The sequence below is a fragment of the Acinetobacter dispersus genome, from assembly GCF_009884975.1.
Classification (GTDB): Bacteria; Pseudomonadota; Gammaproteobacteria; order Pseudomonadales; family Moraxellaceae; genus Acinetobacter; species Acinetobacter dispersus.
The window spans coordinates 1,226,718-1,248,057 of the sequence record NZ_CP041970.1 but is presented as its reverse complement, the minus strand read 5'-3'; the positions used below and the strand labels follow the sequence as shown (position 1 = coordinate 1,248,057).

Annotated in this window: 23 protein-coding genes; 14 read left to right on the top strand and 9 right to left on the bottom strand. The window is 36.6% G+C overall.

The annotated features are described in order from the left end of the window. Nucleotides 1–130: 130 nt before the first annotated feature. The gene (locus FPL17_RS05630; protein WP_005188693.1) at nucleotides 131–748 is read left to right on the top strand and encodes a YidB family protein; all 618 of its coding nucleotides are present in this window, start codon (nucleotides 131–133) and stop codon (nucleotides 746–748) included. 63 nt (nucleotides 749–811) lie between these two features. Here FPL17_RS05630 and FPL17_RS05625 read toward each other — a convergent pair whose 3' ends face one another. From FPL17_RS05625 to FPL17_RS05615, 3 genes are all read right to left on the bottom strand, one after another. Continuing rightward, the gene (locus FPL17_RS05625) at nucleotides 812–1,909 is read right to left on the bottom strand and encodes a porin (RefSeq protein WP_159883848.1); all 1,098 of its coding nucleotides are present in this window, start codon (nucleotides 1,907–1,909) and stop codon (nucleotides 812–814) included. A gap of 252 nt (nucleotides 1,910–2,161) precedes the next feature. Further along, a complete protein-coding gene (locus FPL17_RS05620; RefSeq protein ID WP_159883846.1) occupies nucleotides 2,162–2,575 on the bottom strand; it encodes an HIT family protein in 414 nt (137 codons plus the stop codon). A 95-nt stretch (nucleotides 2,576–2,670) separates the two neighbouring features. Beyond that, nucleotides 2,671–2,940, bottom strand: coding sequence for a YARHG domain-containing protein (locus tag FPL17_RS05615; RefSeq protein ID WP_005152820.1), 270 nt, complete (start codon nucleotides 2,938–2,940; stop codon nucleotides 2,671–2,673). Between the two features lie 2,260 nt (nucleotides 2,941–5,200). Here FPL17_RS05615 and FPL17_RS05610 point away from each other — a divergent pair. Together FPL17_RS05610 and FPL17_RS05605 are read left to right on the top strand one after the other, a co-directional pair. Continuing rightward, nucleotides 5,201–5,785, top strand: coding sequence for a lysozyme (locus FPL17_RS05610; protein WP_159883844.1), 585 nt, complete (start codon nucleotides 5,201–5,203; stop codon nucleotides 5,783–5,785). 248 nt (nucleotides 5,786–6,033) lie between these two features. Further along, nucleotides 6,034–7,146: an OmpW/AlkL family protein gene (locus tag FPL17_RS05605; RefSeq protein ID WP_159883842.1), complete on the top strand. Its 1,113-nt coding sequence runs from the start codon at nucleotides 6,034–6,036 to the stop codon at nucleotides 7,144–7,146. 497 nt (nucleotides 7,147–7,643) lie between these two features. Here the strand turns inward: FPL17_RS05605 and FPL17_RS05600 are convergent, their stop codons facing one another. Further along, nucleotides 7,644–7,961 (bottom strand): DMT family transporter, encoded by a 318-nt coding sequence (locus tag FPL17_RS05600; RefSeq protein WP_005188669.1) that lies wholly within the window; start codon nucleotides 7,959–7,961, stop codon nucleotides 7,644–7,646. A gap of 199 nt (nucleotides 7,962–8,160) precedes the next feature. Next, a complete protein-coding gene (locus FPL17_RS05595) occupies nucleotides 8,161–8,604 on the bottom strand; it encodes a BLUF domain-containing protein (RefSeq protein ID WP_032864497.1) in 444 nt (147 codons plus the stop codon). 467 nt (nucleotides 8,605–9,071) lie between these two features. Between FPL17_RS05595 and FPL17_RS05590 the strand changes: the two genes are divergently transcribed. The 5 genes from FPL17_RS05590 (at nucleotide 9,072) to FPL17_RS05570 (ending at nucleotide 12,124) form a co-directional block, all read left to right on the top strand. After that, nucleotides 9,072–9,665: a LysE family translocator gene (locus tag FPL17_RS05590; protein ID WP_005212262.1), complete on the top strand. Its 594-nt coding sequence runs from the start codon at nucleotides 9,072–9,074 to the stop codon at nucleotides 9,663–9,665. A gap of 48 nt (nucleotides 9,666–9,713) precedes the next feature. Then, on the top strand, nucleotides 9,714–9,923 hold the full coding sequence (locus FPL17_RS05585; RefSeq protein WP_005188660.1) for a hypothetical protein: 210 nt from the start codon (nucleotides 9,714–9,716) through the stop codon (nucleotides 9,921–9,923). Nucleotides 9,924–10,085: 162 nt separating this feature from the next. Next, nucleotides 10,086–10,967 carry a DUF4882 family protein gene (locus FPL17_RS05580; protein WP_159883840.1) on the top strand — a complete coding sequence of 294 codons (882 nt, stop codon included), beginning with the start codon at nucleotides 10,086–10,088 and terminating at the stop codon, nucleotides 10,965–10,967. Nucleotides 10,968–11,223: 256 nt separating this feature from the next. Next, nucleotides 11,224–11,505 carry a hypothetical protein gene (locus tag FPL17_RS05575; RefSeq protein ID WP_159883838.1) on the top strand — a complete coding sequence of 94 codons (282 nt, stop codon included), beginning with the start codon at nucleotides 11,224–11,226 and terminating at the stop codon, nucleotides 11,503–11,505. A gap of 61 nt (nucleotides 11,506–11,566) precedes the next feature. Then, a complete protein-coding gene (locus FPL17_RS05570) occupies nucleotides 11,567–12,124 on the top strand; it encodes an isochorismatase family protein (protein WP_159886803.1) in 558 nt (185 codons plus the stop codon). Between the two features lie 115 nt (nucleotides 12,125–12,239). Here FPL17_RS05570 and FPL17_RS05565 read toward each other — a convergent pair whose 3' ends face one another. The 3 genes from FPL17_RS05565 to FPL17_RS05555 all read right to left on the bottom strand — a co-directional run bounded on the left by FPL17_RS05565 (nucleotide 12,240) and on the right by FPL17_RS05555 (nucleotide 15,931). Further along, nucleotides 12,240–13,646, bottom strand: coding sequence for a molybdopterin-binding domain-containing protein (locus FPL17_RS05565; RefSeq protein ID WP_159883836.1), 1,407 nt, complete (start codon nucleotides 13,644–13,646; stop codon nucleotides 12,240–12,242). Nucleotides 13,647–13,969: 323 nt separating this feature from the next. After that, a complete protein-coding gene (locus FPL17_RS05560) occupies nucleotides 13,970–14,842 on the bottom strand; it encodes an NAD(P)-dependent oxidoreductase (RefSeq protein WP_159883834.1) in 873 nt (290 codons plus the stop codon). 3 nt (nucleotides 14,843–14,845) lie between these two features. Continuing rightward, complete coding sequence (locus FPL17_RS05555) at nucleotides 14,846–15,931, bottom strand: alpha/beta fold hydrolase (protein WP_159883832.1); 1,086 nt, start codon at nucleotides 15,929–15,931, stop codon at nucleotides 14,846–14,848. A 135-nt stretch (nucleotides 15,932–16,066) separates the two neighbouring features. Between FPL17_RS05555 and FPL17_RS05550 the strand changes: the two genes are divergently transcribed. The 4 genes from FPL17_RS05550 to FPL17_RS05535 all read left to right on the top strand — a co-directional run bounded on the left by FPL17_RS05550 (nucleotide 16,067) and on the right by FPL17_RS05535 (nucleotide 19,708). After that, the gene (locus FPL17_RS05550; RefSeq protein ID WP_159883830.1) at nucleotides 16,067–17,254 is read left to right on the top strand and encodes an O-succinylhomoserine sulfhydrylase; all 1,188 of its coding nucleotides are present in this window, start codon (nucleotides 16,067–16,069) and stop codon (nucleotides 17,252–17,254) included. A 12-nt stretch (nucleotides 17,255–17,266) separates the two neighbouring features. Beyond that, on the top strand, nucleotides 17,267–17,596 hold the full coding sequence (locus tag FPL17_RS05545) for a YbaB/EbfC family nucleoid-associated protein (RefSeq protein WP_159883828.1): 330 nt from the start codon (nucleotides 17,267–17,269) through the stop codon (nucleotides 17,594–17,596). 83 nt (nucleotides 17,597–17,679) lie between these two features. Beyond that, nucleotides 17,680–18,276, top strand: coding sequence for a recombination mediator RecR (gene recR / locus FPL17_RS05540; RefSeq protein ID WP_005188637.1), 597 nt, complete (start codon nucleotides 17,680–17,682; stop codon nucleotides 18,274–18,276). Between the two features lie 289 nt (nucleotides 18,277–18,565). Next, nucleotides 18,566–19,708, top strand: coding sequence for a ribonuclease D (locus FPL17_RS05535; RefSeq protein ID WP_005188635.1), 1,143 nt, complete (start codon nucleotides 18,566–18,568; stop codon nucleotides 19,706–19,708). Nucleotides 19,709–19,728: 20 nt separating this feature from the next. Here FPL17_RS05535 and FPL17_RS05530 read toward each other — a convergent pair whose 3' ends face one another. Beyond that, nucleotides 19,729–20,463 (bottom strand): class I SAM-dependent methyltransferase, encoded by a 735-nt coding sequence (locus tag FPL17_RS05530; protein WP_159883826.1) that lies wholly within the window; start codon nucleotides 20,461–20,463, stop codon nucleotides 19,729–19,731. A 215-nt stretch (nucleotides 20,464–20,678) separates the two neighbouring features. On the opposite strand from FPL17_RS05530, the gene FPL17_RS05525 reads away from it, so the two are divergent. Both FPL17_RS05525 and FPL17_RS05520 read left to right on the top strand, forming a co-directional pair. Next, the gene (locus FPL17_RS05525; RefSeq protein WP_241311599.1) at nucleotides 20,679–20,939 is read left to right on the top strand and encodes a YcgL domain-containing protein; all 261 of its coding nucleotides are present in this window, start codon (nucleotides 20,679–20,681) and stop codon (nucleotides 20,937–20,939) included. Beyond that, entirely contained in the window at nucleotides 20,932–21,318 is a 387-nt protein-coding gene (locus FPL17_RS05520) for a hypothetical protein (protein ID WP_005152862.1), read from the top strand. The genes FPL17_RS05525 and FPL17_RS05520 overlap by 8 nt, the downstream gene beginning before the upstream one ends. Nucleotides 21,319–21,340: the final 22 nt, after the last annotated feature.

Sequence of the window (21,340 nt, the reverse complement as noted above, 5' to 3'; positions counted from 1 at the left end):
TTTTAGGTAAATAAAGATTAGGTGCGGATACGTTGCAAGTTCTTGCAAAATTTAACAATTTACCTTTGTTTTGTATTTTCAAAGCAGCGTATGCTTTTCGGATAAATATTCCAAAAGGAAAGTGTAACTCATGACAGATTTAACCAATATTGTTGAAATTTTAGCAAAGCAAGCTTTAGGCGGTCAGCAACAATCAGGACAGGCTGGTGGTTTAGGTGGCATTTTAGGTTCTGTCTTAGGACAACTTGGTGGACAGCAACAAAATACGCAGAACCAACAAGGCGGTTTAGGTGGGATTTTAGGTTCAGTATTGGGCCAATTGGGTGGAGGAAATACTTCAACTCAAAGTAATGCGACGGGTGGCGGTAACACAGCACAAACATTACTAATTGCCGTTTTACCTTTAGTTTTGGCGTGGATTCAAAAACAAGGCGGTTTGCAGGGTGCTTTGGATAAACTGAAAAATGCAGGTTTATCTAATCAAGTACAAAGCTGGGTAGATCCGCAACAGCAGAATGCTGCTGATGTTCCAGAACAGAACATTCAAAGCCTATTCGATGACCAAGATGTTGAGCAAGTTGCGCAACAAACTCAAGCACCTAAGCAAGCTATTTATGGTGCAATTGCTTCTGTTTTACCACAAGTAATTGACTCTTTAACCCCACAAGGCAGTAGCACCAATCCTCAAGAAGCCAATCAAGATATTCAACAAGTGCTGAATTTGGTCAGTGGTTTTTTAAAGAAATAAAAAAACAGCAAAAAATAAAAGGGCAGATTGCCCTTTTATTTTTTGTATGACTTGAACTTCAAATTAGAAGTTATATTCCATACCTAAACCGATTGTTGTTTTCTTATCATCTTTTACTAACCAATCACGTTTTTGTTGACCTACAACACCGTAGAAACGTGTTTGTTTATTGATTTGATAGTCAGCGCCTACACCGTAAAGATCTTGTTTACGATCATCACGACCATTCACTTCAGTTGTAGAAGAGATATATTCTGCTTTTAACTTCACTGGAGTTGATGGGATCGTATAAGCAGCTGTTACGCCATAAGCATCTTCTTGTAAACCTTTGTATGAAACAGCAGGTGTAGTACCGACCACAACTGTATCATCTGTTGGTTGAGCAGTTTGCCATAGAGCACCAAATACCAAACCATTAACGCCCGCAGGTGTTAAGTCTAAAGAACCAGTTACACGGATGGCATCTGAATAAACGCTATTATCGCCACTTAGGTCGCTATACGCGTTGTATTTAGATGCTACACCAAAGTTTCCAGCAACAGCTGCTGCTAAGCCCCAGTCCTTATTTTCATAAGTAAGCGAGGTAGAAACACCATCACCGAAACCATCACGGCTGCCTTTTTGACCTTTCGCATCATTTTTAACAGCAGATGATTCTTCACCTTGTTGGAACATGATGTTAAATGCTAGACCACCTAACAATTTCTTATCAGTTTCAAAACCAATTACGTTCTTTAAGCGATCTTCACCAACTAGAACTTTGGTCATATCTAGTTCGTTGTGATCGTTAAAAATATCTTGGTTGTTACCAGCAGCATTTTTAAAGTAAGAATCGAACTGACCAACTTTTAAAGTACCGATACCGTCAGATTTGATACCTACGTAGCGGTTACGGTTGCTGAATGATTGGTCGCCATCACCATCCGCATTGAATTGCCATTCAATCAAGTAAACTGCAGAAAGGTTATCAGTCAGTTTTTCTTCGCCTTTCACCCCGATACGAGAAGCGTTTGAGTTTACTTTAGTTACGCTTTCATCTTTAAAGCCATTATTATCAATTTGGTCCAAAGTCACATTGAGCTTACCATACAATGTTGGTGCTGCTTGCGCTGCATTCATGGCTAAAGTTGCTACAGTAGCAGCAAGAAGCAATTTTTTCATTGAGATTTCTCCAAAACACTTTTTGTAAATGGCTGATGCCTTAGTTACTGTTATGAGCTTGCTTATGTACATAAAGTTACATAGCTCACTGACTTGTATGCAGTATCGGTAAACTTTGTGACAGAGAAGTGAAAGAAAAATGACAGTTTGATGACGATTCATATTTAGTAATAATTATATTTCTTATTATTTTTCATTTAATTAGAACACAAAAAAACGGAGTAAAAACTCCGTCCTTTTAAAAATCAAAAACTAGAGTGCAGCTTTGATCTTTTCAGCTAATGCTTGAATTTTTTCTTGATCACCCATTTTTGCCGCATGACGACCAAGTTCATGCACTGAACTTGGAATCAAATGGAAGTGGACATGAGGTACAGTTTGCCCAGCAGCTGCGCCAGACAATTGCATCAAAACAATGCCTTTAGCATCTAAAGATGTTTCTATTGCTTTTGCAATTTTTTGCACAATTTGGATGGTATATGCTGCCGCTTCAGCTGGTAGATCTAGCAAAGTTACGGCAGGTGTTTTGGGAATCACTAAAGCATGACCATCTGCTTGGGGCATGATATCCATAAAAGCGAGGACCTGATCATCTTCATAGATTTTGATCGCAGGTAGCTCACCACGAAGGATGCGTGCAAAAATATTTTGGTCATCGTATGCCATGATTCATCCTTTAAATAGGGCGTATGTTTTAATCGGTGAAAGCTCACTCAATTCATATAGAGTGATACGGAGTGGTTAACTCAGTAAAAAACTGTTTATTTGCAGTTTAGCTCTTTTTGGCGAGCCTTGATTTCATCAAGTCGTTGTTGCTCTTTGTCTGAAAACTTAGGTTTCGTAGTGTGGCAGTTTTCATTACCAAATTTTGCTTTGGCATCTGCGTCTTTGAAACAGAAACCTTTAGATGCATAGATCAGATTATAGTCATCCTGTAACTTTTTACATTCTTGTTCTGGTGTTGCAGCTTGTACACTAAAACCTGTCAGGGTAACTAAGCCCGCGAAAACTGCAACCATTAACTTATTCATGAGGTGTTCCTCTAATCAAAAAAGTATAAATCAAAGCTGTATGGAATTTATTCATATGGCACTTGATTGCTACGTATATACCAATATAAGGTTAATTAATAAAATTTCAATGAAACTGTATAGTACGAGTGTAATTTTACTCCATAATTTATCCATATAATACGGAAAAACCTTATATATCAATGGTATTTATTTAATGCCATATAAAACAAGTAATTATATTTATTGCTGTTTCAGATAATGCCAACTTAGTTGTATGGCACTTTTTCTATTTTATCTGGTTATCTAGGCAAATAAGAACTGTACATTTAAATATTGTGAATTCTATCGTGAAAGAAAGATGGCTTAAATGAAATCACTTAGGACATAGACACAGAGGATGGTTATTGGATGAGTTGGGTGAATAAGGAGCTTGTTGGAATTAAAGGTGATCATGGTTTGATGCACGTAGCATGAGTTACTACGAAATAAATTAGATCTAATTGTCGGAAACAAGCTGCATCTATGTCATGAACAGCGTCTAGAGATACTTAATTATTTAGATAATCTTTAGAATAATTGCAAAATAAGCACAATTTTGTTGATTTACATCACACTTTTATCTATATTTGCCGTGTTGTTTGATAATAACTAAACAACAATAACCTTCATTCAGCGCAAAAGAATTAAGGGGAAGCCCACTCATTAGAGTGGGCTTTTTAATTTGGGAAAGTATATTTGAAGATCAAAGATCTCATTTAGCCTATATCCACGCATTAAACTGATTTACAACAAAATTATTTGACAGAGATAACTGTTACGAAGCTGGAGAGTAAAACTGACCTCTTATTCTTAGCGGCAAAGATCATATGAAAAAAAGTTGAGTACCCAATATTGATCACTCAGCCTTTTGAGATCGAGCTTGATGATAACTATGGGCTAAAACAAGAGTGAGGTTAAAACTTCATTTCAATGATCTTAGTTATTTATCAAAATTTCAAAACTCAATGTTAAAAATGACCCTTCAATAGTTTTAAATCTTTCGATGGAAATAAACATTTGTGAATCAACGCACACTATGTAAAATTTTGTAACAGGGAAAATCACTTAAACTAAAAGAATTATGCATAAAATTCAATCATTCAACTCTATTGTATAAAGTTTGTAATAGAATTAATTTATATGCTCTTGAAATTGTGTTTTGGGGAACATGATGAATGATGGGCTGGGAGTCGTTGTCTTTTATATTTTGAATATACTTGGTTTGGTAATTCTTATTGTGGGTAGTGTACTTGGAGATTTAACATTACTTTCAGTATGTGTTGGTCTTATCGCTTGCGCATTCTTAATTAAATATGAGTTCAATGTATCCGTTATTTTTTGGAAGAAAGTCGAATAATTTAAGATTTCTAAAGACCGTACCAAAGAGTACGGTTTTTTTATATTTGAAATTTAAACTTAATTTAAGGTGTTGATTTATATTGTTAAGTTTGGGGTTGTGAAAGGTTGTTGTTGCGACAGTAGTAATAAAAATATATAGAATAAAGGACTACCAATAGAAAAAAATTAAGAATACACAAAATTTATGAAGTCCCGATTTAAATTCAAGGAACATAGTTTTTACGTTTTAAAAATTAAATTGCTGCCAGAAACAGTGGAAGGCTCATAGCAAGTGATGCCTTCTAAGCTTACTGCTTGCTATGTATGTTTATAATGGCAATTCGTTGGATGTCTAGACTTCAACTGACCTGCTGAATCAAGTTAAAACAGTAGAAAATAGGTTGGATGTAGCGTAATTTTGGACTGAAATGATAATTTTTTTGTCATAATATATGTCACAATTTTGCATAAATGTGTGATAATCGCCTCGTTTTAAGGGGTGAAAATATGGATATCTTAAAATTTTTGAAAAGCTTCAATACGACAGGCTCTTATCTAGCACTTGCCACTCTATTGCTGGCTTGTCTTATCGTATATTTTTACTTTATCAATCCAAATTAAGGTTAGGATTGGGGTAAGCTAACACTGCCTTCCATATGCCTTTTTAATCTTGGAAATGTATTAAGTATTTATTCTTAGAATGATGAGAATAAAGTCACTATACTTCGGAAAGCGTTTTTATTGCCAAACTAAAAGCGACATTATTCACAAATCTTATTACTTGATTGATAGTTTTAAGGAATGCTGATCGAAAGTGCTAGTACAATTTGATGATGTGTGCTTTGACCATTATCATTTCATTGAGCTCGTAAGTGATAAAGCTGTTACACAGGAATGATCGATGAAAGCGCTATTTGATTGCTTAAGAAAAATAGCTGTTGGCAGATTAATAAGAATAAAGAAGTACGCTAACGATGAATTAAGCAATATTGCAACAGCAAGCGATGTTGTTGAAACACTAGGTGTTGCCGTCGACTCTAAAATGACAATAAGTGTTGATGGTACTCACCTGATTACAAACTTTGAAGATTTAAAATTACAATCCTATGATGATGGCGTTGGTGTGTGGACTATTGGTTTTGGCACCACTGTTTATCCAAATGGTATTCGAGTTAAAAAGGGTGATTGTTGTACATTAGAGCAGGCAAAGTCCTTTTTTCAACATGATTTAAGACGATTTCAATCGACAGTCAATCATGCAGTAATTGTTCCACTGTCTCAAAATCAATTCGATGCACTGGTTTCTTTGACTTATAACATTGGGCCAACAGCTTTTAAAAACTCCACACTTCTGAAAAAACTAAATGCGAATGACTATGTCGGTGCAGCAGATCAATTCCTTGTTTGGAATAAAGGTGGAGGCAAAACGTTAAAAGGGTTGGTTCGGCGTCGTGAACTGGAAAGAGACTTATTTTTAAAAATATAAGCATTATTTGTATGGCTAAGCGTCATAGCTTTAGATTTTTTCATTAAAATAACTTCATTTTGTTTTTAAATCTAATTTACTAATCGGTAAAAAATGACTGTGTGTTTGTTAATCAGTTCACACTATTTAAGTGATTAATCACCTTTTATCTGGAACTAAAATTTAACGTTTGATAAAAAAATGTTTGTGGTTATATTCGGAAAACATATTGCTAAATCAAGCAATGTGGAATTTCAGGATGAAATACAATGAAAAAAACAGCAACAAAAATTGTAATAGCAACCACTTTACTCACATTAACCCACTTAACTTATGCTCAGGAATTCAAGCGATTTTCTGTTTCGGTAGGTTGGTTACATGTCATGCCTCAGGGTAAAGCGAATCCTTTTAATATTAATACCAATGTAAAAAATGGAACGGTAGCCAAAGTTGGAAGCATTTCAACGACTAGCTTCCTAAATTCGGTTGATCCTAATGCAATGGGAACGGACTTGGGAGGAGAGAAATTTAATCAAAAAGAATTTCTAGATTTGGCTTTAGCTGATCCTTCGATGACAGCTTTACTCACAGATGGGAAAGGCAATATCCTACCTGAGGTCGCAGGGGATGCTAATATTTATGGATTGGAGAACTGGCAACAAAATAATGCAGGTCTAGAAGTTGATGATGTAGACACCTTGGGCCTGATGTTCAATTATTACTTGAATGATAAAGTTTCATTACAGCTTATTGGTGGAATACCGCCAAAAGTTGATATTAAAGGTAAAGGGGAAATCTCAGCCCCATTAACTGGATTGGCTGTTTCGCCGAATGACATTGTAAAAATTCTATTCCCTGATGGAATTACACTGGGTCAATCTGTGCCGATTACTAATTTAGGCAATAAATCTAAAGCAGCAACAGTGCGTGCCTGGACACCCGCAATAGAAGCACAGTATCAGTTTGGGAAAAGTGGCGTAGATAAATTTAGACCCTATGTTGGTGCAGGTTTGATGTACGCTCATTTTAATCAAATTAAACTCAATGATGGTATCCGGTCAGATTTAATCTCTGCTGGGCATATGATTCAAAACGTATTAGATGGAAAAGCCGGGGCTGCATTAGACCGTAAAGTTTCGAGTGGTGATATGGCTGTTAAAGTCGATGCTGATGATGCAATTGCACCCATTGTTTCAGTAGGCTTCACTTATGACTTTAATGATGCATGGTATGGCGTTGGTTCAGTTTCCTATGCGAAGTTAAATAATAAGGCGACGATCAATGTTGTCAATAATACAACTGGAAATACATTAATCCATGCAACAACAAAGATTGATATTGATCCGCTTATTACCTACGTGGGTGTTGGCTATCGCTTCTAAATATTAGATAGAGGCTGTGGAGAAGAGTACTTCGTTGAGTGGTTGCTTTTCTCTACATGATAATTCTCTGTTTTAAGAGATATAAAATACATATTGTTATGAGTAGTAACGCTCAATAATAAATATGCCGATTGCCGTCGCAGGTATTTGGGTTATGTGAGCGACACCAAAAGATAAAGTGCACAAGTGGTTGTTTTTTGTTCAAACAAAACGTGAATCAAAGCTGAATTGTGTGATAATTCTCTTAACTTATCAATAAATTGAGAAATATGACTATTTTAAAATTCTTGAAAAGCTTCAATACAACGGGGTTCTACTTAACACTTGCGAGCATTCTGCTGGCGACTCTTATCGTATATTTCTATTTTATTAATCCAAATTAAGTACGAGATTTAGATTAAGGAAAAATACTTTTGGCTTATCTTGGGGAGGTACACAGAACACTGTTCTCCAAAAGTAATAAAAGCCCTCAGATGAGGGCTTTTATAGTCGTTAAACTAGTGTGTGGTGACCTTCATCAACACAACACCGAATATGATCGATGCAGCTGCTAATAGGCGTAAAAAACCCATTGGCTCGTGTAGGAAAAAAATTCCAATCAGAAATGCACCGACAGCGCCAATACCGACCCAAATTGTATAAGCAGTACCTAAAGGTAAACTTTTCATAGCCACGGCGAGTAAGCCAAAGCTTAAGATCATGAATACAATAGTAATGACGCTAGGGGTAAGCTTGGTAAAACCGTCAGACATTTTCATTGAATATGCCCATACGATTTCAAAAATACCAGCTAAGATGAGATAAGCCCAAGCCATTTCGGCACCTCTTATTAATATTTTTAGGTCGTCCTAAAGCTTGAAATATTGAACAAAGAGGTCGTCCTCTTCGTAAGCTATATAAGCACCACTGCGTAATTACTTCAATTTATTTTTGTTAAATTTTTCCTATTGGTAAAAATATCTTGACTAAACAAATACCCTTTAGTTATATCCCTAAGATGGAAAGCGACTTCATTTACGAAACATAAGCTTGTACATCATATTCAGGCTCACCAGCGAGAACGGAGACAAATTTTTCAACAGTTTCGGCTGTTAACAGATAAGGGTTGAACTCTTCTAAATGATATTTCAGGAAAAAATCTGAAATGTTTTGATTAATAGGTGAAAATTTCATAGACCACTGTGAGAAAAATTGATTCTCACATTCTGTGTAATAGAGGATTTCACAATTGATATGTCGTTCATCTTTCACAATCTTGTTATAAAATAAATCATCAACTATATGCTTTTGGCCTTCTAAGCATTGCACAAAATAACCATGCCCATAATATAAAACACCTCTAATATCATTGCGATAATTAAAATCCACCGCTTCATCTAAGATTTTAATCAGATCGTTTTTTAAGTTTGAGTCAATATTCTTAATTTTACTTACATATAAAAGCCTTACAGACTTCATCATGGGTATGCTCATTTTGAAGGTTGAACACTTGTTATATAGAAAAAACAATGCCTTGTATACTTTAGTCTGTAACAGGAACGATCGATTTCATTAATCATCATTCTCTAAAGTAGGAGATAGAGGGTAGATAAGATCGGGTACCTCACAGATAGATATCTATTACGTTGGATATTGATATCTGACTAGATTTTCATGCCTTGATTGCATTTATGCATTTTGATCGAGAATTGAAATATTATGTGAACTAGAGCAGGCTATCTACATGGAATTACTAATAAAATGTGATTTTTATCACATGTTTATGAGAAATTCATGAAGTATTGAATTAAATTTATAATAAATTAAGGTGCTGATTTATAAAATAAAAAAACCATCACAATATTTTTGGTTACAACCATTTTGTCGACAAGTAATGATGTATTTTGCCATATTGCGTTTGCGAAACTTAGCAAAGGTATTTGTCTATGGTGTCATTTCTGTTTATTGGTTTGATTATTACGATCTTACTAACACCAGGTCCAACGAATACATTACTGGCTTCCTCTGGAATCCAAGCCGGTATTAAACGCTCACTGAAACTGATCCCTGCGGAGGTGATCGGTTATTTTATTGCCATTACAACATGGGGCTTTTTACTTGAGTCCGTTTCACACTATGTACCTTGGCTACCTCCTTTAATTAAATTGCTCAGTGCGACTTTTATTATTTATTTAGCAATTAAATTATGGATTACTTCAACAAAAGACCTAGATTTGAATCAACCTTTGATTACATCTAAGGCGTTATTCGTAGCGACCTTACTTAACCCGAAAGCTTTATTATTTGCTTCAGCCATTTTTCCACATACTGCTTGGCTCAACCTTCATGAATATCTTGTTCATATGGGAATGTTCTTAGCTTTGATTACCCCAATTGCTTTCTTATGGATTGCATTTGGATCTATTTTAATTTCCAACAAAGTTTCTTGGCTGAATCAACGTAATTTGCAACGTTCAGCAGCATTTGTTTTAACTTTCTTTGCGATGCCGCTGGCTTATTCAGCAATTTCATCGTTCTAAATTTTGGTTTTGCTGTTGTATTTAAAATTTAAAAAATTGGAGTTTTTAATGAACACTATAAAAATTAAGGTAAAGGATCAATTTGAAGCTGAAAAGATCGCGACAGCCAAAGTAAAGGCCATTAATGATCAAGAAATTCCTTTCTTTAAACGAATTGAACATATCGAAGTTGAAGGAGAGATTCTTTTGCCCAATATGGATTTACTTTTTGAGAACCCCAAAGACGGAAGTATTTATCGATATGTAGGGGCCGCATAGGCTACTTATTATTTGAAAAATGTTGACCCACGCTCAGGCGTGGGTTTTTTATGCGCACTATCTCCATGAGTAAAATGAAAATGGTATCCATTCATCTGTTTTTACTCACTAATTTAATGAAAAATGTATACTGAACGTTCTATTATAAAAAAGAGATAACCTGTGAAAAAGATATTTTTAGGGATATTTATTAGTGTAATAACAATAGGAAATAGTTTTGGCGAATGTACATATAGCTTAGATGCTAGCTTACAAGATATAAAAAATTGGCAGACTAGTAGTAATAACAGATTCCCCAATTACCCGAGATCGTTTGAATTAATACCGAATATTAATCAAGTTGAACAAAAAGTGAGTGGTCCAATAAGCTTTTTAAGTAATACTCCAGTTGATCATTATGCAACCTCTAAAAAATTAGCAGTTTTTAAAACTCAGTATCCTTTTACTGATAAGCTACCTTCAAACACATCATTTATAGATAAGTCTGTCAGCCCAAATGGTATATTGGTGTTGGAGTCTGTTATTGATATAGCTAATTTAAATGTTGATATGGGAACAATTAAAGACTCTTACGAGTTTGGCTATAGTTTAATGGGAGCATCTCAACAAAAACTGGAACTTGGTTTAGATGTAGTATTTGGAAAATATAACAACACAACGGTATATGCAGATGGAGATTATATTCATGTCACTGGTGGGTCATTCAAACCAGATGGAAATGGTTTTACTACACTAAAAGAAGTTGAACGCAAGACTCATAAGGTTACAATTCCAGCAGATGGGAAAGTAAAAGTAGGAATATATGTAAATCAGACTACAAAGCAAGTGGGCTATATCATTAATGGTGTGAATTATGGTTATTTAAATATTAATCTTCAAAATGCTATTACTTCATTTGGTTATTCAGCAGGTATCAATCAAAATAATAATGCAAACTCACTTTTGATTGGTAAAAGTGTTGGGCTACAGCTCGTCACTGATCACGCTAAGATGCAATTAACATATCCATCAGGAGCAAAAGACATCTGTGGAACAACTCTTTAAATGATGCCTCCTTCGGGAGGTTTTTTTTACTTGCCTAAGATAGAATCTTACTTGGTAATACTCTTAACTTTAGTGTTCAGGGGTAAGCCGAGGCTGCTTATTAGATTAATGGATTATGGGCCAGTTGATCTAAGTGACATTCTTTTTTAATTTATCTTAATGCTATTTTTTCAGTTGTTTTCATTAAAGATTTTCTTAATGACTTTATTTTAACCGTTTGGTAAATTAATCGCACGAATAACAAACGGCTTATAAAATGAAATATATAATTTTTGGAATAATTGCAACTTTAATATCAACAACTACTTTTGCTCGTGACACGAATTCAATGCGCTCCTCATATGAGCTGGTTAATGTAGGGGATAGCGAAAGTGATTTGCTCAGGAAAATGGGAAAGCCACACCCAAGATATTTCATTCACAAAGAAGGTCGTCGCTCATGTGAGGCTACAGAATATGTTTATGAAATTGATATGCAGATCTACACGGTTCTGGTTTGTAATGGAAAAATTTTCAAAATTGATGTGAATACTAAATAAGCTTTATGACTAAATTGATCTTGAAGCACTAGAGGAGACTACTATTTCAATTCAAGCAAATATTGTCGATACTTTAATTGTAGTTGATATACAAAACGCTTTTGTATCAGGTGCGGAAGCAGTGCCTGCATCAAAGCAATTACTTGCTTCAATCCGTATTTTACTTACTAAAGCAAGGTCTGCTCATGCACCAGTGATTTTCCTGCAAAATGATGGGGAGGTTGGAGCTTTAGATGAACCATATCAAGTTGGCTGGGAGTTATTTTTTCCTCCACAGCCACATGAAGTTACTATACGAAAAAGTGAAGATAGTGGTTTTAAAGGAACATCACTTCAACAAATTTTGGATGATCATCAGGTTAAGTCTATAGCCATATGTGGTGTTTTATCTGAAATGTGCGTTGCTGCAACAGTACGTGCCGCTTTAGAGCTTGGTTTTAATGTGTTGTTACCTCATGATGCGCATGCGACTTATGATGTACCTGCAGGGCCAGGATCGAAAGGCGTGCCTGCTGCTATGGCAGCCAGAGCAGCAGAGTGGTCTCTTGGAGATGAAATCAGGATTTGTGCCTCGGTAGATGAGGTTTTCTTTATTGAGCGAAATCATGATTTTATGTAGCAACAGAAAAATGTCTCATTCTGAATTTTTCGAATTATAAAAACGAATAAAAGGCCATCACTAACAAGGTCATGGCTTTTTATACATTGCACAACTTTAATTATTCAATTTGCACCTAATCAATCTTTATAAAATGAAGTACTTCATTTGATTGAATTGGTTGCTCTGCAAAAGGAACAATCACAATACAATTTGCAGTAAGAAACGGTTCTAACTGATATGTGTGCTGTTGTTCAACGATCTTTAATGAATATTGACCATCATCTTGCAACTGATATTTGCCCCATAACAATTTTCTCTTATTTTGATCTGTCTCAATTTTTTGTTTGACACGACCTTCTATGAATATTTTATTGAGAAAATCGGGATCATGTTTATTTAAAATATACTTCACCATGAAATGCATGAGTAAGGCAATATCTTGCATATCACCAGGTAAATTAATGATCGTCGTCTTATCTTCTGTAATGATGACTTTTAAGCCTTTATGGTTACCCTGATCATCGTATAGTTGAACCGTTTCACGTATGGGAGGTGTTCTAGGCATACTTCTAATAATGCTCATTTCATTAGCAGGGATAGAGCGTGTTTGGAAATTTGAGGTCATACTGCCAGGATCAAAGGCAGAAAGTCTACCGATTGAAAATACTGAGCCACCAATGTCCTTATGAGAACATAGAATCATCACATCAAAATTAGGAATATGATCTTCAAAAAATTGATTATAATCCTCCCAATTTGTTGTTAATGAATCATCCAAAGTAGGATCTTGTTCTTTCCTAAGACTATTAAATGCAGAATCATAACGCTGTGGTTTAAGCAGTTTTATCTCGATCTGTTTATAGCCCCACGTTTTCAATACGTCTTTAACATACAAACTTTCTTCACAAAATGAATGCTCATCATCAAAGCTATGCATACTAACGACAAGAATTCGTGGATCTCTATAAATTGTTAGTTGTTTAATTCCAGCGCGTCTGAGCGCAATCAATTTTTCTGGTGAGATTTTCTCATTTTTAGCTAAGATCAGATCACCTTGTTTAATTACGCTTCCTTGCTGGATGACGCCTTGCATTAAAGATATTGGCGATATAATTTTTTTATTATCGTAATCAGAAACATCTAAACGCTCATCGTCTTCTGGAATAATAGAATCAACAAATTCAGGTAATTTCGTATATTGTGGAATTTTGAGTAGATTTTTACCTCTTAGATCTAGTTTATATGGGTTCACTGATCGATAGAGTTGCTGCCCCCAGCAGTATAAGCGATCAATTAATACAGGATGTTGTTGACTTGCAGTTTGAGTTGATTCTGAATTAATTGACCAGCCTGTGTATGCTGATAAGTGATGGGGTGGATAATACTGTAAAGCGTGAACATCATGAGCATTTACTTGATTAAGTGCAGTTTCTAAGTCTACAGTATCCTTTAACTCACCTAGAGGGAGTTGCACAAAAAGGCGATAGTAGATTGTAGTAAGATCATAGGGAAGATTTTCTGGTACTGGAAGTTTACGCATAAATATATAAGTCGAAGAGATAACTCTAATTCGAGAGACCTCTTTAAATTAATAATGAATCAGAAATTAAAAAGAATAAAAGGTCATCTAAGATTTAAAAAAAATTAATGATTAGCTGTATAGACTTTTTTTATTGTCTATTTCAGTCGGTAGAAATTTCATTATTCCCTCAAAAATATGTTATGAATTATTAAAGTATAAGATGAATAATTTTAATTAAAATAAGCATTTTGAACAATCTAAATAAACAAAATGTTGATATAAAAAACCGCTCCAAAGAGCGGTTTTAATGTTTTAAAAAGATTTTTTACACTAAAATTTTCTTATTTCAGTGTAATTTTACTCCAAGATTCATACAATTTAACGGCTGCTGAGAAGTCACTATCAGGTTCAGCAGTGAGGTTAGCCGCCTGAATCAAACTTTGCGTTAATGATAGAATTGGAGCAGGGAGCTTGGCATCCTTGACGAGATCAAGCGCAATCCCCGTATCTTTTGCAAGCAATGGCAGTCCAAAAGTCACAGGAAACTCACGACTTAATACACGTTGCGGAAAAATTGTTTCCGTAACTAAACTTTTGCCACTAGAAGCATTGATACAGTTCAGTGCAGCATCCAGATTGACACCATGTGCTTTTAAGGTACTAAAACCTTCGGCAACAGACCATAAATTCACAGCGAGCAACATATTATTAATGGCTTTTACCGCGAAGCCAGCACCAGACTCACCAACGTGTTGAATTAATTTACCAACTGCTGCCATTGCAGGGTAAGCACGTTCAAATGCATTGACATCACCGCCAACCATGACAGTTAAAGTTGCATTTTCAGCACCAATGGTTTGTCCACTGACAGGTGCATCCAAAAAGTCGACATTTGTAGCTTTCAATTTCTCAGCCAGACGGCGTGCAGCGTCAGGCACACCACTGGTACAGTCAATCCAGATTGAACCTGATTTGATCTCAACATTTTCGATTAATGCTTCAACATCATCGCTAGTCGGTAAACAAGAAAAGATAATATCAGCCTGAACCGCTTGAGTGAGTTCAACTGCTTGAGTTCCAAATTCTGTTGCATGTTGTTCTGCTTTACTAAAATTTCGATTCCAGACATAAACATTTTCGAAATATTTAGGAAGATGCGCTGCCATGCGATAGCCCATAGCACCTAAACCAATGAATGCAACAGATTGAGTCATACTTTACCTTTTTATTTGCGTCGATCGTTCGGCTAACCATGTCGCCAGCGTTGGCCAGAACTCAATGGAACTGTTTTGACTGGACATTAAACCTAAGTGCCCGCCAGGGATAAGAGTAAACGTGACATCTTGGCTGCTTGTCAACTGGGTCAGTGGAAACGCAGACTCAGAAGTCACAAGTTGATCGCCTTTACCTGCGCCCACGAATAGAGAACAATTGATGTTCTTTAATTCAATGGTTTTGTTTTTAAGCTGAATTGCGCCGTTTTTTAAAGGGTTCTGCAACCAAACATTAAACAACATATCTTGGTTCACACCACCCGGATAATCAATCATGTTATTTAAGAAATGGCTAAGCGTCGCATCTTCTTGTACCAGCTTCAGATTATCTAAGTTTTTCAGTAATTGTATATTGCCGTCAATCCAGCCTTTAGGGTCTAACAGCTTGAATCCAAGCGAGTTTAGGAAGCCAGGTGAGTGAATCATTAACTTTGGTAAACGGTTATAAATGTAATCTTTAATGGTTGGGTTACGGGTGGTGAGATACGCCAAAGTTTTATAGAGTTTGCCAATATAACCCGAAGCGTAGCTATCGATTGGGCTACCTAAGACCACAAGGTTTTTCACCACACTTGGCTGATGGCGAGCGGTATAAAGCGTGACAAAAATTCCCGCCATGCTCCAACCGTGTAGTGAAATCTTTTCAGATTTAGAATGCTGCTGAATGGCTTCAATACATTTTGGAATAAACTTATCAATAAAAGATAAGAAGTTAATTTGATAATTTTTATAAGTCAGTTTACCCCAATCAATCAGATAAACATCAAAACCACTTTCCTGAAAGTGTTTGACCAATGAACGGTAAGGATATAAATCATAGATATCCATATTGATCGCTAAAGGCGCGACAAAAACTAAAGGTTCTTTATAACGTTTGTTCTCTGAAGCGTAGAAACGGACACGGGTTTGTTTAAATTGCGCAATCACTTGATATGGTGTCGATTGAGACAAAACCAGTTTGTCGGCATCGAATACACGCATAGCCAGATGTTTAAAATTTATTTTTTGCTGTTCCACAAGCGATTTCATCTTAGAATGTCTCATCATGAGTCAAGATTGCACGAAGTCTAAGCGATAATTTCATCTTACGCCTTGACCTTAAATACCCTAGGCGATCAAAATATTGGCACATTTAATCATTATGATCATAAGGCATACAGAACGATGAATCCAAGCGATGATTTAGAATACCAATTAGAAACACTGGCAATTCGCACAGGGCATGATCGTACCTCTGAAGGTGAGCATAGTGAGCCAATCTTTCTGACCTCATCATTTGTGTGCGAAAGTGCTGCTGATGCTGCTGCAAAATTCTCCGGGCAAATTGCTGGTAATACCTATTCACGTTATACCAATCCAACTGTACAAGCTTTTGAAAAGCGTTTAGCGGTACTGGATGGTGCAGAGCGTGCAGTGGCGACCAGTTCAGGCATGGCAGCAGTCCATGCAATGTGCATGGCCTATTTAAAAGCTGGTGACCATGTCATTTGTTCTCGTGCAGTATTTGGTTCAATCATCGCGTTGTTTGAAAAATATGTGGCGAAATTTGCAGTTGATGTCACTTTCGTAGATCTAGATGATCTAGAAGGCTGGAAACAGGCGATTCGTCCAAATACTCGTATCTTATTTATTGAAACGCCGTCTAATCCTTTGGCACAAGTGGGTGATATGCAAGCGATTGCTGATATTGCACATGCCAATGGCGCGTTGTTTGCAGTGGATAATTGTTTCTGTACGCCAGTATTACAACAACCGATTAAGTTTGGTGCGGATTTAGTGCTTTATTCAGCAACGAAATATATCGATGGTCAAGGTCGTGCGCTTGGTGGTGCAGTTGTTGGTAAAAATGACTTGCTTGAAGAAGTAAATGGTGTGATCCGTACTTTGGGTAACTCGATGAGTCCATTCAATGCATGGATTTTCTTGAAAGGCTTAGAAACACTGAGCATTCGTATGAAAGCGCATTGTGAAAGTGCACAAAAATTGGCGGAATGGCTTCATCAACATGAAAAAGTTGAAAAGGTGTACTACGCAGGTTTACCTGATCATCCTGGACATGAGCTGGCGAAAAAACAGCAAAAAGGTTTTGGCGGTGTTGTATCTTTTGTAGTGAAAGGCCAACGTGAAGGTGCTTGGACTGTGATCGATAACACACGTTTCTTGTCGATTACCAGTAATCTAGGTGATGTTAAGTCAACAATTACACATCCAGCAACGACCTCGCATGGTAGAATGTCGGCCGAAGCTAAACAAGCTGCAGGAATTGAAGAAGGTTTGATTCGTGTGTCTGTTGGTTTAGAAGACATTGATGATATTATTCGCGACATATCACGCGGTTTAGATTTAATTTAACGAGAGAAACTTATGAACATTAATATGCTCATGCAGCAAGCTCAGCGCATGCAAAAAGATATGGAATCAAATCTTAAAAAAGCCAAAGAAGAGCTTGCAAAAACTGAAGTTCATGCGGAAGCTGGCGGTGGTTTAGTTAAAGTAACCATGACTTGCCGTAATGTGGTTAAGCGTATCGAAATTAGTCCTGATTTATTACAAGACGAAGCAGATATGATTGAAGATTTGATTGCTGCTGCGATGAATGATGCCGCACGTCAAGCAGAAGCCATTTCTGAAGAAAAGTTAAAAGATGCGAACACCGGTATGGGCTTACCACCTGGCTTATCTGGTTTATTTTAAATCCCTCCCAGCCTCCCTTTAAAAAAGGGAGGAGTACCCCTCTTTATTAAGGAGGGGTTAGGGGAGATTATGAGAGTTAATTTGTGTTTAGTGAAAGATTTGAACAATTAGTTCAAGCATTGCGTATTTTACCAAGCGTTGGTCCTAAATCAGCACAACGTATGGCATTACATTTGTTAATGAAAAATCGTGAAGGTGCTTTTGCATTGTCACATGCCTTACATGAAGCATCTAGCCATATTCATGAGTGCCATATTTGTCATTCATTAACAGAAAATGAAATCTGCGATATTTGTGCTTCAGCAGAGCGCGATGAACAATTGTTATGTGTGGTTGAATCACCCGCAGATGTAATGGCAATCGAGCAGAGTGGCAGTTTTCGTGGAAAGTATCATGTTCTCGGTGGACACCTTTCTCCATTGGACGGTATTGGCCCTGAGGAAATTGGGATTCCTTATCTCATTCAGCGTCTCAGTGCAGGGCAAATTCAAGAAGTTATTTTGGCGACCAATGCCACTGTAGAAGGACAGGCCACTGCGCATTATCTGGTTGAAGCAACCAAACATTTACCGATTCATATGACTCGAATTGCACAAGGCGTACCTCAAGGTGGTGAGCTGGAATATGTAGATAGCCATACTTTGAGCCAAGCTGTACATAACCGTATGCGAATGAAATAATAGCTTTCATTCGCATTTTTTTATATTTATATTAAATTCATGCTGTTAATTTAAACAAATAATTAAATTTTACATATTGTCTAACATTATCGTAGATCTATTTAGCATGATTTGTGGCACTATGAGCAAGCGAAAAGGATTTTCGTTTTTTGATAAAGGGAAGAGGAGTGATTTCATGTTTTGTATATGGAATACCAGTTATTTTTTTGTATTTGATTTCAGTTGAGCAAGGACTGGTACTTAACAGTTCTATTGCGCATGGTTCTATATTATTTTTATTTGAGCACACATGTTTCAGTTTATCCAACAGCAAAATGATTTAGCTGTTCTCCTCAGCCAGATGGAACAGTGTTCTGTCTATGCACTTGATACTGAGTTTATTAAGGTAGATACCTTATATCCTAAACTTGGTGTCTGCCAAATCAATTTAAACGGTCAGATTGTATTACTTGATGGTGCAAGCTTGGATTTTACCGAGTTTTGGCCAAAAATCTTTGCTGCACAACAGAATGTTTTCCATGCGTGTAGTGAAGATATTGACCTGATCTATCATTATGCAGACCAAAAGCCATTAAATAATGTATTTGATACCCAAGTTGCACTGGCATTTTTGGGGCATGGTTTACAGGTGAGTTATCAGAACGCACTGAAGACCTGTTTGAATATTGAGATTGAAAAAGATCAAACCCGTTCAGATTGGCTAGCAAGACCATTGACGCAAGAGCAGATGTGCTATGCAGCGAATGATGTGATTTACTTGACCAAACTTGCTGATACGTTGAAAAATGATCTGAAAGTAAAGGGGCTGTATCAATACGTATTGGAAGATTGTCAGAATCTCACCAAAGAAATTGCCATTGAAACACCATTGGCAGAACTATATACCGATATTGGTAACTATCGACATTCACGCCGTGAATTGATGCAACTGCAGCAATTGAGTATATGGCGAGAACAGATTACCAAGGCATTGAATCAGCCACGTAGTTTTATTCTTAGAAACTCGACCATGATTGATTTGGTGGAAAAGAATCCACGTAATAATTTCCAATTGGCGCGTATTAAAGATATTCGTCCAAATATTGTACGTGAGCATGGCAAAATGATTCTTGATTTACTCAAGTTCTTGCCACCTGAAGAAGAGTGGCCATTGCGTATCGCTAAACCGATAAAGAGTAATTCTAAAGAAGTTGCACCTAAAATTGATGCGCTGATTGAAAGTGTGGTCCTAAAAACGGGGATACCGAAAGAAGTATTATTGCGCAAGAAGTGGATGAATGCGATCTATGAGCATGTGGTATTCCGTTTAGATGAGCAGTCCTTACCGAGTTATTTAATGGGCTGGCGTTATGACATTCTGACGCAACCATTGATTGCGTTGTTAAAAGAAGATATTGAATATTTAGCGATGCAAATGAAAATTGCACGTTAGAAAATCAAAGAGCTAATTTATTAGCTCTTTTTTTTAGCTTTGATGATGAGCATCATGGGCCGTCTCAATTCATTTTGCCAACCAAAGTTTGCAACCATTTCTGCAGGTGGTGTTGGTTCAATCACTGCTGTAATTTCAAAACCTGCCGTTAATAAAGCTGTAATATGAGTTTCTATTGTTCTGTGGTATTTCACAACTTTCGCATCTAGAAAATGGGTTTCTCTTTTGCCTTGTTCGAAATAGTGATCAACAGGCCAGTGCATCGGCTGTTGCTCTGCATCATAGTACCAATCTTGTTGTGCGCGGGCTGTGAAAATAGGGTGTTCAACCGAATAGTACAATTCGCCTTGAGCCGTTAGTAATGATGCCGCCTTGGCAAACACAGGCTGGATATCTTGAATATAATGCAAAGCGAGAGAACTGATTATGACATCAACGCTTGCTGTATCTGCCACATAGTCTTCGATCGCGGTTTGTTGATAATCTACGTTTTGCGCTGATGTTAAGAGACGTGCTTTTTCAAGCATTTTAGCGGATAAATCAATTCCGATCACTGAACGAGCACCGTGTTCAGCAGCAAACTGACAATGCCAGCCATAGCCACAACCTAAGTCTAAAACTTTTTTGTCTTTTAACTCAGGCATATGTGCTTTAAATGCTGACCACTCACCCGCAGCATTTAGTCCATGCACGGAACGAGGCATTTTTGAGTATTCGGTAAAGAAGTGCGGATCATCATATTTGTTTTGTTGCATCGTTGTTTCATCTAAAAATCATGGTCTGATTATGACATTCTGCGCGGATACTCGGGAATAGGCTGTATTGTAAATAAGGAAAAAAGACGACTCTAGCGTTAACAATCCTTAATGTATCCATTTTTATTTTCATGTATGCTGTCTTTGATTGTTAATAGATGTGAGTAAACATGCACTGCGATATTTATAGATCGAGCAAGAAAGATGAAATGTATATGTATATTGCTCGTCCAAATTATCCTGATGATAAGGAACAAGAAAACCCATTTGAAGGTGTTCCAGAAACAGTTTTACAAGCATTTGGCAAAACCACTTTTGTCATGCATTTAGAACTTCATAATGAGCGTAAACTTGCACGTGCCAACGTTTTACATGTTTTAGATTCATTAAATACCAAGGGCTTTTTTATTCAAATGCCGCCAGAAGGATTGATCAATCCAAATGCGGTAGAACCTGAGGGCTTACGCGGTGCTTGAAACTCTAACAGCAATTTGGTCAAACATTCTTTCAGTACTGGATCAGTTTCCTGAAGAAAATGTTGCGATCATTGTTTATGTTACAGGGACACTGATTGCATTGTGGTGTTGGTATCGTTTGATGTCACGCCTACCGAATCCAATTGGTGGAATTTTGTGGATTGTGGCTTTTGCAGTTCTTGCAACACCTACAATTTCTGAAGGTCCAAACTCGGCCTTAGCACCAGCAATTTTTGGCTTGCTTTTTGGTGTTTTGACTAAAGAGCATGTCTTAATCTGGTCAAACTTATCATTGATTTTGTTTGTCATTGGTTTGGGGTTATTGATCGGCTTTTGCTGGTCAAAATACACTGCAAATAAAACTGCACGTTCAGTTTAGATACGATGTTAAATATAGAAAA

Bases quoted from the DNA above. Each gene is read 5' to 3' on its own strand.
- FPL17_RS05630 (WP_005188693.1), top strand. From the start codon at position 131: ATGACAGATTTAACCAATATTGTTGAAATTTTAGCAAAGCAAGCTTTA.
- FPL17_RS05625 (WP_159883848.1), bottom strand. From the start codon at position 1,909: ATGAAAAAATTGCTTCTTGCTGCTACTGTAGCAACTTTAGCCATGAAT.
- FPL17_RS05620 (WP_159883846.1), bottom strand. From the start codon at position 2,575: ATGGCATACGATGACCAAAATATTTTTGCACGCATCCTTCGTGGTGAG.
- FPL17_RS05615 (WP_005152820.1), bottom strand. From the start codon at position 2,940: ATGAATAAGTTAATGGTTGCAGTTTTCGCGGGCTTAGTTACCCTGACA.
- FPL17_RS05610 (WP_159883844.1), top strand. From the start codon at position 5,201: ATGAAAGCGCTATTTGATTGCTTAAGAAAAATAGCTGTTGGCAGATTA.
- FPL17_RS05605 (WP_159883842.1), top strand. From the start codon at position 6,034: ATGAAAAAAACAGCAACAAAAATTGTAATAGCAACCACTTTACTCACA.
- FPL17_RS05600 (WP_005188669.1), bottom strand. From the start codon at position 7,961: ATGGCTTGGGCTTATCTCATCTTAGCTGGTATTTTTGAAATCGTATGG.
- FPL17_RS05595 (WP_032864497.1), bottom strand. From the start codon at position 8,604: ATGAAGTCTGTAAGGCTTTTATATGTAAGTAAAATTAAGAATATTGAC.
- FPL17_RS05590 (WP_005212262.1), top strand. From the start codon at position 9,072: ATGGTGTCATTTCTGTTTATTGGTTTGATTATTACGATCTTACTAACA.
- FPL17_RS05585 (WP_005188660.1), top strand. From the start codon at position 9,714: ATGAACACTATAAAAATTAAGGTAAAGGATCAATTTGAAGCTGAAAAG.
- FPL17_RS05575 (WP_159883838.1), top strand. From the start codon at position 11,224: ATGAAATATATAATTTTTGGAATAATTGCAACTTTAATATCAACAACT.
- FPL17_RS05565 (WP_159883836.1), bottom strand. From the start codon at position 13,646: ATGCGTAAACTTCCAGTACCAGAAAATCTTCCCTATGATCTTACTACA.
- FPL17_RS05560 (WP_159883834.1), bottom strand. From the start codon at position 14,842: ATGACTCAATCTGTTGCATTCATTGGTTTAGGTGCTATGGGCTATCGC.
- FPL17_RS05555 (WP_159883832.1), bottom strand. From the start codon at position 15,931: ATGAAATCGCTTGTGGAACAGCAAAAAATAAATTTTAAACATCTGGCT.
- FPL17_RS05550 (WP_159883830.1), top strand. From the start codon at position 16,067: ATGAATCCAAGCGATGATTTAGAATACCAATTAGAAACACTGGCAATT.
- FPL17_RS05545 (WP_159883828.1), top strand. From the start codon at position 17,267: ATGAACATTAATATGCTCATGCAGCAAGCTCAGCGCATGCAAAAAGAT.
- FPL17_RS05535 (WP_005188635.1), top strand. From the start codon at position 18,566: ATGTTTCAGTTTATCCAACAGCAAAATGATTTAGCTGTTCTCCTCAGC.
- FPL17_RS05530 (WP_159883826.1), bottom strand. From the start codon at position 20,463: ATGCAACAAAACAAATATGATGATCCGCACTTCTTTACCGAATACTCA.
- FPL17_RS05525 (WP_241311599.1), top strand. From the start codon at position 20,679: ATGTATATTGCTCGTCCAAATTATCCTGATGATAAGGAACAAGAAAAC.